Raw genomic sequence first — 17,080 nt, forward strand, 5'->3', positions numbered from 1 at the left:
GTGTGTTGGCGCCGTCCGAGGGGGCCGCTCGACCACGCGATGTACTGGTGGGCGTGCAGGACCTCGATCGCATCTGCGACACCTGATCTTCTGACATTCGCCAGCGCCGACTCGGCCTCGTCTATTGACGACGTGTAACGGTTCAGCGAACATAGAAGCCGTGTAACCCTCCACTACCCGCTCTCCCTCCCGCGGGCTGCCGGACCTCGACGTTCTTCCTCCCTCCCGAGGTGTTAGATGGCTCTTTTTCACGTTCGTCGTTTACTGGCGTCGGCAGTGCTCGTCCTTGGGGCGCTGCCTGTCTTCGCCGCTGGCCTCGCGGCCCAAGCCGGAACCATTACCGGTAAGGTGACCAACGCCGAGAGCGGTCGCCCGATCGAGAACGCGACGATCAAGGCCACCGTTGCTGGCGGCGCGTCGTCTGGGGCTGTGACGGGCGCGGATGGCGCGTTCCGCCTGGTCAACCTTGCCGATGGCGCCTACACCGTGAGCGTGTCGGCGATCGGCTTTGCACCGAAGAGTTCCGCCAACGTGCGTCCGGGAGCGGTGCTCACCATCGCGATGACCCCGCGCACGAACGTGCTCGAACAGACGGTTGTCACGGCCAGCCGTGCCCGCCCGGAAAAGGTGCTTGACGCGCCGGCGCAGATTCTCACCGTGACCAGCCAGCAGATCGAGGAGCGGCCCGCCGTCACCGTGACCGACCACCTGCGGGCGACGCCCGGCGTCGACATCAACCGCGGTGGTATCGCGCAGGCCAACGTCGTCGCACGCGGTTTCAACAATGCCTTCAGCGGTAGCATGCTGATGCTGCAGGACTACCGCTTTGCCGGTGTACCGTCGTTGCGCGTGAACGTACCGTTCCTGTTCACCGGTACGAATGAGGACATCGATCGCATGGAAGTCCTGCTCGGACCGGCATCCGCGTTGTTCGGCCCGAACAGCTCGAACGGCGTGCTCCACGTGATCACGAAGTCGCCGTTCCAGTCGCAGGGTACCACGATCAGCGTGGACGGTGGCGAGCGCTCGGTGCTCCGTACCGGTCTTCGCCACGCGGGTAAGGTCAACGACAAGCTGGCCTACAAGCTCTCTGGCGAATACATGCAGGGCAACGACTGGGAGTACAACGACCGGTCGGAGCCGACCGTGTTTCCGAACACAGCCAACGTTCCGGCATCGCGTCGCGGAAAGACGAACCAGCGTGACTTCGACCTTCAACGGTACACCGGTGAGGCCCGCGTCGACGTTCGTCCCCGCGAGGGAATGGAGGCAATTACCACCCTCGGTTACACCAAGGTCGGCAACGGTATCGAGCTCACGGGTGCCAATGGTTCCTCGCAGATCAAGAACTGGACGTATCTCAGCCTGCAGCAGCGGTTCAAGTGGAACCGACTGTTTGCACAGGCGTTCTTGAACAGCAGCGACGCCGGCAACGCCAGCGGTACCGACGACCAAGGCACCTTCTTGCTTCGATCGGGTCAGCCGATTGTTGATCAGTCTCGCGTGGCGTCCGCGCAGATCCAGCACGGCTTCGACCTCGGCGCCAAGCAGAGCTTCACCTACGGCGCCGACTACATCTGGACCAACCCGCGGACCGCGAACACGATCAACGGCCAGAATGAGGACGTTGACAATGTGACCGAGTACGGCGCCTACGTTCAGTCGTCGACCAAGCCGATCCAGAAGGTGGAACTGTTGTTGGCGGCTCGTGCTGATGCAAACAGCGTGATTGCCGGTCAGTTCTTTTCGCCGCGCGCCGCGCTCATTCTCAAGCCGAGCGAGAATCAGAACATTCGCTTCACATTCAATCGCGCGTTCTCGACACCCGGCAACTTCTCGTTCTTCCTCGATCTCATCCAGACGCCGAACGCCGGTGGATCGGGCTTTGACGTGCGGGCGCGTGGTAACCCTCCGAAGGAAGGCCACCAGTTCAACCGCAGCTGTGGCACGGGGAGCGCTTTCGGTTCCTACTGCATGAGGTCGGCGTACGCGTCGCAGGGCAGCTTCGTCGGTGCCAGCGCGGCGGCGGCGTTCCCTGGTGCCATTCAGGCGCTGGCCCCCCGCCTCACGCCCGGCATCGCTGGGGCGCTGCAGCAGGCGGGCTTGCCGGCCGCGATCGCTCAGCAGCTGGCCGCCGGGGCGGTGCAGTTCCTCGGAACCCGCACGCCGACCAACGCCGATCTGGCGACGCGAGTCTCGTACCTCACGACGGCCACGACCGCCTTGCAGACGTCGGAGTTGACGGACATCGACCCTCTCGCGGCCTCGTTCAACAACACGTATGAGGTGGGCTACAAGGGCACCGTCGGCGGTAAGGTGACGTTCGACGTGGCGCTCTGGGGTCAGGAACGCGGAGACGTCGGAACGCCGGCGGCCCTCGCCACCCCGAATGTGTTCTTCGGGAATCCGCAGCAGTTGGGTGGTTACCTCGGCCAGCAACTCGGAGCCAACCTCGGTCCGCAGCTTGCGCAGCTCGGCCTGACCGCGGCGCAGATCGGTGCTATCGTTAGCGGAGTCGCCGGTGCACTGACGCCGAGCGTGGCCTCACTGCCGGTGGGCGTCGTCACGTTCGCCAACGGCAACACCACGCCGAACGCTGTGTACGCCACGTACTTCACGTCGGCTGGCAAGCTCTGGGTGCGTGGCATGGACCTCGCCACGTCCGTCGCCGCCACCGATCGCGTGACCGCTGACCTCGCGTACAGCTACCAGAGCCAGAACGTGTTCCGGGGATTGAATGGCGGCAACGGTCTGCCGCTGATGTCGAACGCCCCGAACTCGCGTGGTTCGCTTGGCGTGCGCTACCGCAACGACGACAATGGCCTGGGGTTTGAGTTGCGGACCCGCTACAACGAAGCCTATCCGGTGAACTCCGGTGTGTACGCGTCGAACTTCGCCTTCCCGATTGCTGCCGGCCAGACCGGTGCCGTAGCCACGGCTGCGGCTGGAGGCCCGGGGCGCTGCTCACCCGCACCGGCAGGGACCTTCTGCTACGAGAACGTCCCCGAGGCGGTGATGTTCGATGCGCAGATCACCAAGCGGTTCAACCTCGGTGAGAACAAGCTGGCGTGGACGCTCAACGCGACCAACATGTTCGACAATCGCGTGCGCACCTTCCCGGGCGTGCCCGAGATGGGCCGCATGATCATGACGCGGTTGCAGTACTCGTTCTAACCACCCAAGTACCCCGAACTCACGATTGGGGCGGTTGGCGAGGGGGCGGTGCACACGGTGCACCGCCCCCTCGTGTCATTTCGTTATCTTTCAGCATGATTCTGCTCGATCCGAACGCCCGCCCCGTGATCGGTCATCGCGGCAATCGCGCGCACGCCCCGGAGAACACCCTCGCGTCGTTACAGGAGGCGGTGGCGCTCGGGGTCGATGCCGTGGAGTTCGACGTCCAGGTTTCGAGCGACGGCGTGCTGTTGTTGATGCACGACCTGACGGTAGACCGGACCACCAGCGGTTCCGGCGCGGTGGCGAAACAGACCTTCGCGGCGCTGCGCCACCACGACGCGGGAGCCCGGTTCACGTCAGACCGTGGTCGCACGTTCCCCTGGCGTGATCGCGGCGTCGTGATTCCCACTTTCGACGAAGTCGTAGAGGCATTGCCGAGCACGCTCCCGTTGATCGTGGAGCTGAAAACGCCGGCCGCCTCGGCCGCGCTGGCCGCCGCGATCACGCGACATGGCATCCAGAAGCGCGTGATCGTCGCCGGCTTTGAATCCGCCAGTACCCAGCCGTTACGCGGGCGGGGCTTCGCGCTCGGGGCGAGCACTCCCGACGTGGCACGCCTCTTGTTTCCGTCGCTGCTGCGTCGCCCGATCCAGGAGCCGTGGTATGAGGCCCTCTGCATTCCGCCGACGCATAACGGCATCCCGTTGCCGATCGCGTCGATCGTGCGAGCCGTGCGCAGCGCCAAGGTGGTCACGCACATCTGGACGATCAACGAGCCGGCGACGGCGATGCGCCTCTGGGCGCACGGCGTTCAGGGAATCATCAGCGACGATCCGGCCACGATCCTCGCGGCGCGAACCGGCGGCGCGTTCGTTTGAGTCCGCCCGCGCACTTCGGGTGACACGCGATTCGGGCGCTGGCGATACTCTGTGCCCATGACGAAACAACGACAAGCGCTCGGGTTGCTGGGTGAACGGATCGCTGCGCGTTGGATGCGCCGTGACGGCTGGGAGTTCGTGGCACATCGATTCCGCAGCGGACACCGCGATATTGACCTGATCATGAGACGCGGGAACGACGTCGCGTTCGTGGAGGTGAAGGCGCGGCGAGGCGAGGCGTTTGGACACCCAGTCGAGGCGGTGCACTTCCGGAAGCGCCGGGAACTCGGCCGCAGCGCCCGTGTGTGGGTGGATCGACACGGCGCTCCTGAGCTGACATATCGCTTCGATGTGATCGGAATCCTCATTTCCGGTCAGAATGTCCGAGTTCAGCATGTCGAGTGTGCGTTTCTCCTGTCCTGAAATCAGACAGGGCTGGGGAGTTGTCCACATCGACGAATCTTCGTAGTTTATTCGGGTCTTGGTCCTGCTCGCGTTCCCGGTAGATTTTCGCGGGCCAGGGCATGGCGGCTTCACCACTCACGACGGCGGTATCTATGGCGGGCACAGTGATGTCAGACGACAAGCGCAAGGCCCTGGCGCTCGCAGTCGCTCAGATCGAGAAGAGCTGCGGCAAGGGTTCGATCATGCGTCTTGGTACCGATTCCAAGGTGCGCGTCGAATCGATTCCGACGGGCGCGATCAATCTCGATGCGGCCATCGGCGTGGGCGGGATTCCGCGCGGCCGCGTCACGGAGATCTACGGGCCGGAATCCAGCGGCAAGACCACGCTCTGCTTGCACGTGGTGGCGAATGCGCAGAAGCTCGGCGGCGTCGCGGCCTTCATCGACGCTGAACACGCGCTCGATACCGAGTACGCTAAGAAGCTGGGCGTCGATGTGGAGAACATGCTGATCTCCCAGCCCGACACCGGCGAGCAGGCGCTCGAGATCTGTGAAATCCTCGTGCGCTCGGGCGCCGTCGACGTCATCGTGATCGACTCCGTCGCGGCGCTCGTGCCCAAGGCGGAAATCGAAGGCGACATGGGCGACTCGCACGTCGGTCTGCAGGCGCGCCTGATGAGTCAAGCCCTTCGCAAGCTGACCGGTGCCATCGCCCGCTCGAAGACGTCGGTGATCTTCATCAACCAGCTTCGTGAGAAGATCGGTGTCATGTTCGGCAACCCGGAAACCACGACCGGTGGTAAGGCGCTCAAGTTCTACGCCTCGGTTCGCCTCGACATTCGCCGCATCGGACCGGTGAAGGACAAGGAAGAGGTGATCGGCTCGCACGTCCGCGTGAAGGTCGTCAAGAACAAAGTCGCGCCGCCCTTCAAGCAGGCGGAGTTCGACATCATGTACGCGGAAGGGATCAGCCATACGTCGCTCCTCGTCGACATTGGCTCCGAAGCCGGGATCATCGACAAGGCCGGTGCGTGGTACAGCTACGGCACGCAGCGGATCGGGCAGGGCCGCGAGAACGCGAAGATGTTCCTCAAGGACAACCCGGCGCTGATGGCCGAGATCGAGGAAAAGGTGAAGGTGCTGCTCGGGGTGAAGGCCGCCGAAGCACCGGGCGCGCCGGAAGAGACCGAGGAGTAGTACGCGGTATCTGCGGCATGCGTGAACGAAAAGAGGGCCGAGGGGTGGCTTGCGATGTGAAGTGGTGCCCGGATCACCACGGCTCATTGTGAGTAGCCCCTCGGCTCTTTCCGTTCCGCCCCCTGAGCCGGAGTGCGGGCCTGGTACCGTCAGGACCGTGCTGGAATCGGCGCGCCGTCCAGGGCGGTTTGTGCTCACGCTCACCGACGGACGCACCTTCACGGTCGCGATCCGTGCCCTGAGCGACACGGGCGCCACGCGGGCCGGTGTGGAACTTGATGCCCCAGCGGTGGCTCACCTTTCCCGCGAATCGGCGATCACGGACCTGAGTGATCGCGCCGTCAACGCGCTCGCCCGCGGCCGAAAAACGCGGCGTGAACTCGAAATCCGACTCCGTCGGGTACGGCCCGATGCCTCGCTGATCGCCGAAGCGCTCGACCGGCTCACGGCGATTGGGGTGCTGTCCGACGAGGACGTCGCACACGCCGAGGCGGCGGCACGACTTCGGCGTGGCGAGGCGCCGGCCAAGGTGCGCCAGATGCTTCGGCGCAAGGGGGTGGAGGGGCGCATGGTGAACGAGGCCGTCGGCGCCGCCATCATCGAAGATGGCTTCGACGAACTCGCTTCGTGCCGGTCCATGGCGGAAAAGCGGCTTCGCGCCCTGAGAGGCAAGGAACCCGCCGTTCTGAGACGCCGGTTGGTGGGGTTTCTTCAACGCCGGGGTTTCGGCGGCAGCATCATCGGGCAGATCGTTCATGAGGTGCTTGGACGGCAAAGTGAAGGCGAGTGCGACTAGCCCCCGCACAAAGCACTCCCCGTCATCTATATTTGCACGCCTATGCTAGCGTCCGAAATCCGCGCCCGATTCCTGGCCTACTTCGAGAAGAATGGCCACGCCATCCGCCCGAGCTCCGCGCTCGTGCCGGCCGATGACCCCACCCTGCTTTTCACGAACGCAGGGATGGTCCAATTCAAGAAGGTCTTTCTCGGCATGGAGGATGCCCCCGATGGCAATCGGCGAGCGACCACGTCGCAGAAGTGTGTTCGGGCCGGTGGTAAGCACAACGACCTCGAGCAGGTCGGTCACACGGCGCGCCACCACACCTTTTTCGAGATGCTCGGCAACTTCTCGTTCGGAGATTACTTCAAGCGCGATGCGATCCGCTTCGCCTGGGAGTTCATCACCGAAGACTTGAAGATTCCGCGTGAGCACCTGCGCGTGACCGTCTTCCATGAAGACGACGAAGCGCGCCAGTTGTGGAAGGAAGTCGCCGACGTGCCAGACAACCGCATCTACGGACTTGGCGCGAAAGACAACTTCTGGCAGATGGCCGACACCGGTCCCTGTGGTCCATGCACCGAGATCTATGTCGATCTCGCACACATGGCCCCCGACTGGGCCTTCCCGAAGGACGCGCACGGAGAGTGGACGAATACCGCGATCTCGGACTATTCGCTCGATGCCTTTGTCGAAGGTGCCGAAGCCGGTCGCTTCTTGGAGATCTGGAACCTCGTATTTATGCAGTTCGACCGGCAGCAGGACGGGACGATGGTGCCGCTCCCCAAGCCGTCGGTGGACACGGGCGCCGGGCTCGAGCGCATCGCCGCCGTCATGCAAGGGGTCACGAACAATTTCCATACGGATCTCTTTCGTCCGCTGATTACCAAGGCGGAAGAGATCGTCGGCATTGGTTATCCGTACCGTCCGGGCGTTGGCCTCGGCACCGCATTCGGGAAGGACGGTCGGGAGATCGATCCGGCCTCGTTCCGTGTGATCGCCGACCACGCGCGAGCGACCGCGTTCCTGCTGGCTGACGGCGTCTTCCCGAGCAACGAGGGGCGCGGCTACGTGCTGCGCCGTATTCTGCGCCGCGCCGTGCGACACGCCTGGCTGCTCGGACGCCGCGAGCCCACGCTCGTGCACGTGGTCGACGTCGTCATCGACACGATGCGTGATCTGTATCCCGAGTTGCATGTGCGCCGAAAGCACATCCTCGAGACGACGCGGGCGGAAGAGGAGCGGTTCCTCACGACGATCGACGCGGGCATGACGCGCTTCGAGGAACTGGCGCCGGCGGCCTCGACGCAGGGTTCGACCAACATGCGTGGCATGCTCTCCGGTGAAGATGCCTTCCGCCTCTACGACACGTTCGGCTTCCCGATCGACCTCACCGAACTCATGGCCCGCGAGCGCGGGTATCTCGTGGACATTGCCGGTTTCGAGCAGGCGTTGTCCGCGCAGCGCAAGCAGTCGCAGGACGAGCGGAAGTCGCGGCAGATTACCGTCAGCGCTGACGACTTCGGCGATCCGACCCAGTGGACGCACGACCAGCAGCATGCCGCGAAGCTTGGCCGGTTCGTCGGGTACGATGTAACCGAGGTCGACACCGTGGTCACCGCCGTACGCGCGCTCCCGGACGGTCGCGTGGCGGTCATGCTGCGCGAGTCGCCGTTCTACGCGGAGTCAGGCGGTCAGGTGTCCGATCAGGGCAGCATCACCGGTCCCGGCTGGTCGGTGCAGGTGTCTGACGTCAAGAAGCTTGACGGGCGCATCACGGCGATCGGGACGGCCACTGGCGAAATCACGTTCGGTCAAGCGCGCGCCGTGGTCCCGCGTGAGCGGCGTCACGATACGGAGCGCAATCACACCGCGACGCACTTGCTTCACGCGGCGCTGCGCGGCGTCCTGGGCGAGCACGTGCATCAGGCCGGGTCGCTGGTGTCGCCGGACCGTCTGCGTTTCGACTTTACGCACCACGGTCCGCTGACGCACGAGCAGCTGGTGGCGATCGAAGCGCAGGTGAATGCGGGCGTTTGGATCGCCGTGCCGGTCACGACACGCGAGTCTTCGTACGTCGATGCCGTGGCGGAGGGTGCGATGGCGCTGTTCGGCGAGAAGTATGGTGATGTCGTCCGTGTGGTCGAGATTTCCGGGCGGTCCGTGGAGTTGTGCGGTGGGACGCATGTGCGAAACACCGCGGAAATCGGTCTCGTGCGTATTGTCTCGGAAGGTGGCGTGGCTGCCGGCGTCCGTCGGATCGAGGCCGTCACGGGTCCGCGCGCCTTCCAGTTCCTCGCTGATCGGGAACGCGCACTCGTGCAGGTGGCCACGCGCCTCAAGGTCCCGATGGCCGGGATGGCGACGAACATCGAGCAGATCGAGAAGAAGCTCGACACGCTGATCGATGAACGAAAGCAGCTTGAGAAGCGGCTCGACGAAGCCATGCGCGGCGGCGTGTCCGGTGGCGGTGTGGCGCAGCAGTTGGCGAGTCAGGCCACCGAGTTGGTCGGGGTGCGCTTCCTCGCGACACGTATTGAGGTCGTCGATGTGAAGGCGCTCCAGGCACTGGGCGATTCGCTCCGGGAGGCGCTTGGCAGTGGTGTTGCCGTGTTGGGCGCCGTGCTCGCGGATGGAAAGGGCGCATTGCTTGCCGTCTCTACCGACGACGCGCGCGACCGCGGCTTGCGCGCTGATATCGTCGTCCGCGAGGTCGCGGCAGCGGTTGGCGGTCGTGGGGGGGGCAAGCCCCACATGGCGCAGGCCGGTGTTGACGCCGACAAGCTGGATACGGCGCTCGCGGCGGCAGCTGAAATCTTTGCTCGTCTGGCGTCCGCCGGGTGAGCGCGGCGACTGGTGCGGTGAGTACCATGGAAACGAGCGCGACCACAGTCGGCGGCTGGTTCGACGCGTTGAGCCCGGCACCGCCCGAGGGGTTGCGGGTTCGGTTGGCGGCCTTGCTGCAGCCGTTCGGGCACCTCCCCGAGCGGCAAGTGCCCGAGGTGTGTCTGGACGTGGGTCAGCAGCTGCTCGATGCCTTGCTGGCCTCGGGCTCGACCTCAAGGGAGACCGCGCTCGATCTCCTGGCAGTCGATGCGCTGATCACCTATGCCTTCCAAGCCGCCGCCGACGATCCATCGCTGATGGAGGCGCGGGCTGCCCGGGCACTTGCCAGTATCGCGGCGCTGCCCACGTCGTTGGACGCCTGAACCGCTGCCTCCGCGCGATGTCCGCATCGCCGCTTCACGCCAGCAGGAGGGACGGAGCATGATCGACATTCATTCGCACTTGCTGCCAGGCGTTGACGACGGCTCCCCGTCACTCGATGTGTCGATCCCCGTACTCCAGCGTTTCGCGGCCCAAGGGGTCACGCTTCTGGTTTGCACGCCACATCTGAACGCCAGTCAGGCCGCGAATGCGCCGTACGCGCACCACCGCGCGCTGCTGGGGGAGTTGCAGTCGGTCGCGCCGCCTGGGCTCGAGATCCGCCTCGGTTGGGAGATCATGCTGGACCGCCCGGGGGTGGACCTCACGGCCCCTGAGTTCTGCCTCGGCACCTCCCGAGCACTGCTCGTCGAGTTCACGCGCGGCGGACTGCCACCTGGTGCCACCGGTGAGTTGCGTCGCCTTGCCCGCAGCGGGCGTACGCCGATTCTGGCGCATCCGGAGCGTTACTTCGGCTGTACCCTCGCTTTGGTGCGCGAGTGGCGGGCACTCGGCGTGGTCATTCAAACCGATGCCTCGGTGCTCATGGGCCGCGGCTTGCCTGCCGAGCTTGCCAAGGCCATGCTCGCCGACGGATTGATCGATATCCTTGCGTCCGACAATCATGGTGACAGCCGCTCGCTCGGCAGCGCTCGCGATTGGCTGCTCGAGCGCGGGGCGGACGACCAGATCGAGCTCCTCCTTCGTGTCAACGCCGAGCGTGTCCTCAGCGACGAGGATCCACTGCCGGTGCCTCCCCATCGGGCAGGGCTCGTGGGACGCATGCGGCGCATGTTCGGTCGCTGATGTGAGCGATTCCTGACCCAACCCCGAGAGTAATGACGCCCCCCGATCGCGCCGTAGCGCCCCCTTCTGACCTGCCCATTACCCCTTTGCTCGCTGCCCTCACCGAGCTCGCGGCGACCGCGGAGCGGGTCGCTCGCGAACTGGCACCCGACATCGCGCGTGCGCTGGACATGGTTCGCACCACCGTTGGGCAGGGGGGGACCCTGCTGTTTTGCGGGAATGGTGGCTCGGCCGCCGACGCGCAGCACATGGCCACCGAGTATGTCGTTCGGTACATGCGAACCCGCCGGGCGTACCCGGCGATCGCGTTGACCACCGACACGTCGCTGATTACGGCGGCTGGAAACGATCTGGGATTCGATCACATTTTTTCGCGTCAGGTTGAGGCGCTGGGGAAGCGTGGAGATCTCTTGATCATTCACTCGACCAGCGGCAACTCGCCGAACGTGCTTCGCGCGGCAGAGGCAGCAACGACATTGGGAATCCCCGTGCTGGCGTTGACCAAGCGGGACGGCGGTGCGCTTCGACTGTTGGCGGACCATACGATCGTGGTGCCCACCGATCGAACCGACCGCGCACAGGAAATTCACCTGTGCATCCAGCACGCGATCTGCGAGGCGGTCGAGCAGACGCTCTGAGTTTGTTCGCGTTGTGTTTCTCAAGTGTCTGATTTACAGATACTTATGGTTCTGTACCTTCCGTACCTTCACCGGAGCGCTGGCATGATTTCACTGGAAGGGAAGCGGGCCATCGTGACCGGTGGATCACGCGGGATCGGCGCAGCGGTCGCGCGCCTGTTGGCGCGCGCTGGGGCTGACGTCGGGATCGCGTATCGGAGTCGCGCGGTCGATGCCGAGGCCGTCATTGCAGATATCACAAATCACAAAGTAAGATCATTCTCGCACATGTGTGACTTGTCCACAAAAGAGAGCAACGATGCGTTTGTGGATAAAGCCATTCAGCAGTTCGGTGGTGTGGATATCTTTGTGGGAAACTCGGGATTCTGGCCGCCCGATCCGCTCCCGGTTTCCGTCCTTGACGACGAACGCTGGCGCATGACGATGGCCACTAACCTTGATGGCATGTTCTACGGCGCGCGGGCGGCGGCGCGGGCGATGAGCGACGGCGGCCGGATGATCTTTGTCTCCAGCACGGCGGGGCAGCGGGGGGAGGCGGGTCACGCGGACTACGCCGCCACCAAAGGAGCGATGATCTCGTTTGTGAAGTCGCTGGCGGTCGAGCTGGGGAGCAGAGACATCACCGTGAACTCGGTGGCGCCGGGGTGGGTCGATACCGAAGCAGTGGCGAAGCCGTTCGCCACGGGTCGTGATCGGATCGAGGCCGCCATCCCGTTGGGGCGTGTGGCGTCGCCGTCGGACATCGCCGGTCCGATCCTGTTTCTGGCCAGCTCGTTGGCGCGGCATGTTACGGGCGAGATCCTGAACGTGAATGGCGGGAGCGTGCTCTGCGGATAGCGAGTGCGGCTGCGCCCGCCGCCGTGCGCGCCCCCGGGCCGGTCATCGAGATCGCTCGCACGCTCCAGCAGGCGGGTTTCGAAACCTGGTGCGTCGGCGGAGCCGTGCGCGACGCGCTGCTGGGCGAGGCGCACCTCGACTGGGACTTGGCCACGGCGGCGCCCCCGAGCGAGGTGCGGAAGCTCTTCCGACGCACCGTGCCGGTAGGGATCGAGTTCGGCACGATCGGGGTGCTCGATCGTGACCACCGCATGCATGAGGTCACGACCTTTCGGCGGGACGTGAAAACCGATGGTCGTCATGCCGTCGTGGAGTTCGGCGCGTCGTTGGACGAGGATCTGGCGCGCCGGGATTTCACGATCAACGCTATTGCCTACGACCCGATCGACCATCGATTGCACGACCCGTTCGGTGGACAGCTCGACTTGTCCCAACGCGTCGTTCGGGCTGTCGGCGAGCCTGAGGCGCGGATGCGCGAGGACCGACTGCGGGCGCTCCGAGCCATCCGATTCGCCGCCCGGTTTGGCTTTGCCATTGAGGCGGATACGTGGCAGGCGATCGTCGGGAGTGCGCCGTTTCTCGGCAGACTGTCACCCGAGCGTGTCAAACAGGAGATCGAGAAGACGATGGAGCAGGTACTGGCACCCTCCGCGGCGTTTGCTCGCTGGCGCGATGCCGGAGCCTTCGCGTCCGTCGTGCCAACGCTGGCGCAGGTTCGGGACGACACGCTTCGTGCCATCGACGCCCTGCCGCGTCCCGGTTTGGCCGGTCGGCCACTTCGGAAGACGTTGCGTCTCGCGGCCCTCTTCAGTGACCTTGAGGGCAAGCAGACGGAGCGGGCACTGCGTGACCTCCGGTTCTCGAATCAGGACATCGCCAACGTGTCGGCGTTGGTCGACCGTTGGAGTCGGTTCGCGCCGGCGCTGACCGCCGCGCTGGAGGCTGGCGCGTTGCCGGCTGATGCCGAGCTGCGACGTCTGGCGGCCGCCGTGGGGCGACTGCGGGTAGCGGCGGTGGTGCGCCTGACGGCCGCCCGCTGGAGCGCGGTCGACCGGGTGCGTCCGGCGTTGGTCCGGCAGTTGCACCGTCGGATGATTTCGATCGCGTTCCGAGAACCCATCGAACTGGCGGATCTCGCGATCGATGGCGACGATCTGCGCCGTGAGGGGATCGCCACGGGGCCCGCGTTGGGGCGAGTCCTGCACACGCTGCTGGAGGTGGTGATCGACAGGCCCGCCGCCAACACACGCGATGCGCTGCTCGCGGCGGCGCGTGATCTCGCGGCCCGCTCGGACACCACCTGACGATCCGCGTGTTTTCTCCGATGCGAAATGCGCTGTCGCCCGCTGGGGGCGATGCAGCGGGGCGCTTCCGACCGACGTCGGATTGGTTTGTGGCGTCCACAGATCGCGGCGTGTACGTCGCGCGGATCGGTACGACCGCGGAGCGCGCGCTCGACCTGATGCAGGTGTTGGCGGGGTATCTGGATCCCGTCGTCGACGTCGTCATCGACGATGTGCGCAGTGCGACGGAGTGGCTGGGCCTCGACGTGCCGCTGCCCGACCTGCGTGACGCGCTCGGTCGGCTGCGCTTCCCCGTGGCGACCTACGGGGGCGTAGAGTTGACGCTCGTCGGCCCCGACGATCAGCTGTCGCTGACCCCTGAGTTGCTAATTGTCATCTACTCGCGCTCCGACCGGTGGTACTTCCTGCTGGACGGGCTGGGACTGTGCGAGCGGACGGCACCGCCAGCACCAACGTGGGTATCGTCGCGATCCTCGCTGCAACCGTCACCGGAACTGGCTGCCGCGCTGACGGCGGCCGCGTCGCGACTGGGCTTGCGGGCCGCCACGCCAAGGCGCACGCAATGAGTGCCACGCTGTTCGCCGCGAGTGCTCCGGAGCCGCTTGCAGCGCGCATGCGCCCGGAGCGACTCGAGGACGTCGTCGGGCAGCAGCATCTGCTCGCCCCCGGCCGGCCGCTCGGCGACGCGATTCGCAACGGCACCATCGGCAGCGTGATTCTGACCGGCCCGAGTGGCACCGGCAAGACGACGATCGCGAGCCTGATCGGTCGGTATACCCAGCAGACCGTCGTCGTCTTGAACGCGGTGACCGACGGAATTCCTCGCCTGCGTGAGATAGTGGGCGAAGCGGAGAAGCGGCGTCAATACGAAGGGCGGCGCACGCTGGTCGTGATCGACGAAATCCACCGCTGGGCGAAATCACAGCAGGACGCATTGCTGCCGCACGTCGAGAACGGTGTCTTGACCTTGTGCGGCGCGACGACGGAAGTGCCGGGGTTTGCCGTCGTTGGGGCGTTGTTGTCGCGGTCTCGGGTGTATGCCTTGCGTCCGCTTACGGTCGAGGACGTGGCGCGTGTGTGCGCACGCGCGCTCGCCGACGAGCATCGGGGACTTGGGGCACAGCGGCTCCGGGCGGACCCGGACACACTGCGCTGGCTCGCGGAGCAGGCCGATGGTGACGCCCGTCGGGCGCTTGGGGCCCTCGAAGCCGTCGCTCAGGTGCTCCCCGCGCTTGCTCTCCTGACGCGTGAGGCCCTGGCCGACGCGCTCGGCACACGCGTGGTGAGCTACGACCGGGTAGACGTCGACCGTTCCGCCGTTTTATCCGCCTTTCACAAGTCGTTGCGTGGCAGTGACCCTCATGCCGTGCTGTACTGGCTGGCACGTGGGCTTCAGGCGGGCGAGGACCCGCAGATCTTTTTGCGCCGGCTCGCGGCCATGGCGACAGAAGATATCGGTCTGGCGGATCCGCACGCCGTCGGGATCGTGATGACTGCGTGGGACACGTTTCGGCGACTCGGTCCGGCCGAGGGCGAACGGGCGGTCGCGCAGGCGGCCGTGTACTGCGCCGTGGCGCCGAAGTCGAATCGCCTGTACCTCGCATGGGCGGCGGCCAGCGCCGCGGCGGCGTCGTCGCCATCGGTCCCCGTGCCCGCGCATCTGCTGAATTCCGACATGCACCTGCGCGCTGATCCGGATCGCCGAGTGCCATACGAGTACCCGCACGATCATCCCGGGGCGTTCGTCGCGCAGCCGTATCAGCCACCGGAACTCCAGGGGCAGATCTACTATCATCCCTTGTCGGTCGGCGAGGAGAAGCAGATCGCGAAGCGTCTCGCCTGGTGGGCCGAGCGCGGTGGCCCCCCGCTTGCCGAAGAACGGAACACGACCGAGGGGTAGGGTACCAGAGCTGGAGCGAAGGGCGACGCCGACGCTGGCGGCACTGGCGGCACTGGCGGCATCGGATTGGACCTAGAGTCCCCGAGGGGGAGATGACATGCGACTGACGAGGACCGCACGGCGTTGGATGACGGCTGGCTCGGTCTTGACCTTGACCGTGGGTGGTGCCGCGTGCGCCTCGCTCGGGCGCGCAACGTTCGCCGAGCCGGTGGTCACGTTACGCGAGGTGAGCGTGACCGGCCTCGGCCTCACCGGGGGCAGTGTGGAGGTTGTGCTCTCGGTGTACAACCCGAACGGCTATAAGCTCGACGCGCTGCGAATGACCTATCGGGTCGATGTGGACACGACCATGGTGGGAAACGGTGCGCTGACGGAACGGTTCGTGGTGTCCGAGAAGGACTCCTCTATGGTGCGCTTGCCGGTACGTTTCACGTATGCGGGACTCGGCGCGGCCGGTCGATCGCTCCTCATGGCAGGCACCGTGAGTTATCGCGTGCGCGGCGACTTCACGGTCGCCACTCCGCTGGGCAATTTCACCCGTCCATACGATCGGACGGGACGCTACTCCTCAGTGTCCGGCAACGGACGCTGATCGGCTTCGCTCTCTCAGATCAGGTAGACGCACATCAGCCGCGAGATCATTTCCCTTACACCGCCCGTCGAACGTGCGGTGCTCGTCAGCGCCCCGTCCAAGCGTGGCAACGCCCGACATCAGTCGGACGAACACCTCGAGGAACTCGCCCGTCTGGCCGATACGGCCGGGGCGATTGTCGTCGGCCGGTTAACGCAGGCGCTCGATCGGCCGCATCCGGCGACATACCTGGGCAGCGGCAAGGTCGAGGAGCTCAAGCTCCGGATCACCGAACTCGGCGCCACGCTGGTGATTTTCGACGATGAGCTGACGCCCGCCCAGGGGAAGAATGTCGAGGCCATTGTTGGAACGCGCGTCATGGACCGTGCCGAACTGATTCTGGATATCTTCGCCACGCGGGCACGGTCGAGCGAGGCCCGTATGCAGGTCGAACTCGCGCAGCTGCAGTATCTGTTGCCGCGCCTCACGCGGATGTGGACGCACCTCGAGAAGTTCCGGGGCGGCATCGGTGTGCGCGGTCCCGGTGAAACCCAGTTGGAAACCGACCGACGTCTCATTCAGCATCGCATTCGCGTGCTGAAGGACCGTCTAGCCGACGTGGAGCGTGCGCGGGAAGTCCAGCGGGAAGGACGGAAGTCGCACTATCGCGTCGCGCTCGTGGGCTATACGAATGCGGGCAAGTCGTCGATCCTCCGGCAGATGGCGAACGACGTACAGGTATTCGTGGAGGACCGATTGTTCGCCACTCTCGACCCGCTGACGCGGGAAGTCGAGGTCGGTGATGGCTATACCGTGTTGCTGACCGACACCGTGGGGTTCATCCGGAAGTTGCCTCACCATTTGGTCGCGTCGTTCCGCGCGACGCTCTCCGAAGCGAAGGAAGCGGACCTGCTGTTGCACGTCATCGACGCGAGTCATCCGGTGTGGGAAGAGCAGCGCGACGTCGTGGATGGCGTGTTGGCCGATCTTGGACTGGCCGACCAGCCGAAGCTGTACGTGATGAACAAGATGGACCTGCTTCCCCCCGAGGAGGCCTCGGCGGTAGGTGAGCGCGTGGCCAACCTCATTCCGAATTCTCTGTTCGTGTCGGCGATCGAACCGGGCGGTCTCGACGTGCTGCGCGCATCGCTTCTCGACAGTCTCCGTCGACAGCGTCCGATGCTTGAGGTCCGCTTGCCGGCGGCCAATGGGCGGATGATCGCGGAAATGCATCGCGATGGTGAGGTGCTCGAGCAGCGCACCGATGAGGACGTGATCGTGTTGCGGGCCCGGCTCGACGACCGCACGATCGGTCGGCTCCGGCAGGCCGGCGCGCGGATCACGGTGATCCGGGGTGTCGAACGCGTCAAGTCGCCCGCGGTGCC

General features: G+C 65.4%; 15 protein-coding genes. All 15 read left to right on the forward strand.

The features are described from left to right. The first annotated feature begins 237 nt into the window (after nucleotides 1–237). Complete coding sequence (locus ACIRA7_RS09625; RefSeq protein WP_396220626.1) at nucleotides 238–3,174, forward strand: TonB-dependent receptor domain-containing protein; 2,937 nt, start codon at nucleotides 238–240, stop codon at nucleotides 3,172–3,174. 95 nt (nucleotides 3,175–3,269) lie between these two features. Continuing rightward, on the forward strand, nucleotides 3,270–4,055 hold the full coding sequence (locus ACIRA7_RS09630; RefSeq protein WP_396220627.1) for a glycerophosphodiester phosphodiesterase family protein: 786 nt from the start codon (nucleotides 3,270–3,272) through the stop codon (nucleotides 4,053–4,055). A 57-nt stretch (nucleotides 4,056–4,112) separates the two neighbouring features. After that, on the forward strand, nucleotides 4,113–4,478 hold the full coding sequence (locus tag ACIRA7_RS09635; RefSeq protein WP_396220628.1) for a YraN family protein: 366 nt from the start codon (nucleotides 4,113–4,115) through the stop codon (nucleotides 4,476–4,478). 149 nt (nucleotides 4,479–4,627) lie between these two features. Then, nucleotides 4,628–5,656, forward strand: a complete 1,029-nt coding sequence (gene recA, locus ACIRA7_RS09640; protein ID WP_396220629.1) for a recombinase RecA — start codon at nucleotides 4,628–4,630, stop codon at nucleotides 5,654–5,656. A gap of 157 nt (nucleotides 5,657–5,813) precedes the next feature. Then, nucleotides 5,814–6,452, forward strand: a complete 639-nt coding sequence (locus tag ACIRA7_RS09645) for a regulatory protein RecX (protein ID WP_396220630.1) — start codon at nucleotides 5,814–5,816, stop codon at nucleotides 6,450–6,452. Between the two features lie 42 nt (nucleotides 6,453–6,494). Next, nucleotides 6,495–9,278 carry an alanine--tRNA ligase gene (alaS, locus tag ACIRA7_RS09650; RefSeq protein ID WP_396220631.1) on the forward strand — a complete coding sequence of 928 codons (2,784 nt, stop codon included), beginning with the start codon at nucleotides 6,495–6,497 and terminating at the stop codon, nucleotides 9,276–9,278. Nucleotides 9,279–9,295: 17 nt separating this feature from the next. Further along, nucleotides 9,296–9,643 carry a hypothetical protein gene (locus ACIRA7_RS09655; protein ID WP_396220632.1) on the forward strand — a complete coding sequence of 116 codons (348 nt, stop codon included), beginning with the start codon at nucleotides 9,296–9,298 and terminating at the stop codon, nucleotides 9,641–9,643. 58 nt (nucleotides 9,644–9,701) lie between these two features. Next, the gene (locus tag ACIRA7_RS09660; protein WP_396220633.1) at nucleotides 9,702–10,445 is read left to right on the forward strand and encodes a tyrosine-protein phosphatase; all 744 of its coding nucleotides are present in this window, start codon (nucleotides 9,702–9,704) and stop codon (nucleotides 10,443–10,445) included. An 86-nt stretch (nucleotides 10,446–10,531) separates the two neighbouring features. After that, nucleotides 10,532–11,083 carry an SIS domain-containing protein gene (locus ACIRA7_RS09665; RefSeq protein WP_396220634.1) on the forward strand — a complete coding sequence of 184 codons (552 nt, stop codon included), beginning with the start codon at nucleotides 10,532–10,534 and terminating at the stop codon, nucleotides 11,081–11,083. 84 nt (nucleotides 11,084–11,167) lie between these two features. After that, a complete protein-coding gene (locus tag ACIRA7_RS09670) occupies nucleotides 11,168–11,920 on the forward strand; it encodes an SDR family NAD(P)-dependent oxidoreductase (RefSeq protein ID WP_396220635.1) in 753 nt (250 codons plus the stop codon). A gap of 23 nt (nucleotides 11,921–11,943) precedes the next feature. After that, entirely contained in the window at nucleotides 11,944–13,224 is a 1,281-nt protein-coding gene (locus ACIRA7_RS09675; protein ID WP_396220636.1) for a CCA tRNA nucleotidyltransferase, read from the forward strand. 89 nt (nucleotides 13,225–13,313) lie between these two features. Next, complete coding sequence (locus ACIRA7_RS09680; protein WP_396220637.1) at nucleotides 13,314–13,790, forward strand: hypothetical protein; 477 nt, start codon at nucleotides 13,314–13,316, stop codon at nucleotides 13,788–13,790. Continuing rightward, entirely contained in the window at nucleotides 13,787–15,124 is a 1,338-nt protein-coding gene (locus ACIRA7_RS09685) for a replication-associated recombination protein A (protein ID WP_396220638.1), read from the forward strand. Before ACIRA7_RS09680 ends, ACIRA7_RS09685 begins: the two co-directional genes overlap by 4 nt. A 97-nt stretch (nucleotides 15,125–15,221) precedes the next feature. Beyond that, nucleotides 15,222–15,716 (forward strand): LEA type 2 family protein, encoded by a 495-nt coding sequence (locus ACIRA7_RS09690; protein WP_396220639.1) that lies wholly within the window; start codon nucleotides 15,222–15,224, stop codon nucleotides 15,714–15,716. A gap of 78 nt (nucleotides 15,717–15,794) precedes the next feature. After that, the coding region (gene hflX / locus ACIRA7_RS09695; protein ID WP_396220640.1) for a GTPase HflX at nucleotides 15,795–17,080 on the forward strand (1,286 nt) is incomplete at its 3' end.

This window comes from Gemmatimonas sp. (assembly GCF_044376735.1).
In the GTDB taxonomy this organism is placed as follows: domain Bacteria; phylum Gemmatimonadota; class Gemmatimonadetes; order Gemmatimonadales; family Gemmatimonadaceae; genus Gemmatimonas.

What these genes read in the sequence shown, in the direction of transcription:
- ACIRA7_RS09690 (WP_396220639.1), top strand. Translation starts at nt 15,222, where the DNA reads ATGCGACTGACGAGGACCGCACGGCGTTGGATGACGGCTGGCTCGGTC.
- ACIRA7_RS09685 (WP_396220638.1), top strand. Translation starts at nt 13,787, where the DNA reads ATGAGTGCCACGCTGTTCGCCGCGAGTGCTCCGGAGCCGCTTGCAGCG.
- ACIRA7_RS09670 (WP_396220635.1), top strand. Translation starts at nt 11,168, where the DNA reads ATGATTTCACTGGAAGGGAAGCGGGCCATCGTGACCGGTGGATCACGC.
- alaS (WP_396220631.1), top strand. Translation starts at nt 6,495, where the DNA reads ATGCTAGCGTCCGAAATCCGCGCCCGATTCCTGGCCTACTTCGAGAAG.
- ACIRA7_RS09625 (WP_396220626.1), top strand. Translation starts at nt 238, where the DNA reads ATGGCTCTTTTTCACGTTCGTCGTTTACTGGCGTCGGCAGTGCTCGTC.
- ACIRA7_RS09630 (WP_396220627.1), top strand. Translation starts at nt 3,270, where the DNA reads ATGATTCTGCTCGATCCGAACGCCCGCCCCGTGATCGGTCATCGCGGC.
- recA (WP_396220629.1), top strand. Translation starts at nt 4,628, where the DNA reads ATGTCAGACGACAAGCGCAAGGCCCTGGCGCTCGCAGTCGCTCAGATC.
- ACIRA7_RS09660 (WP_396220633.1), top strand. Translation starts at nt 9,702, where the DNA reads ATGATCGACATTCATTCGCACTTGCTGCCAGGCGTTGACGACGGCTCC.
- ACIRA7_RS09635 (WP_396220628.1), top strand. Translation starts at nt 4,113, where the DNA reads ATGACGAAACAACGACAAGCGCTCGGGTTGCTGGGTGAACGGATCGCT.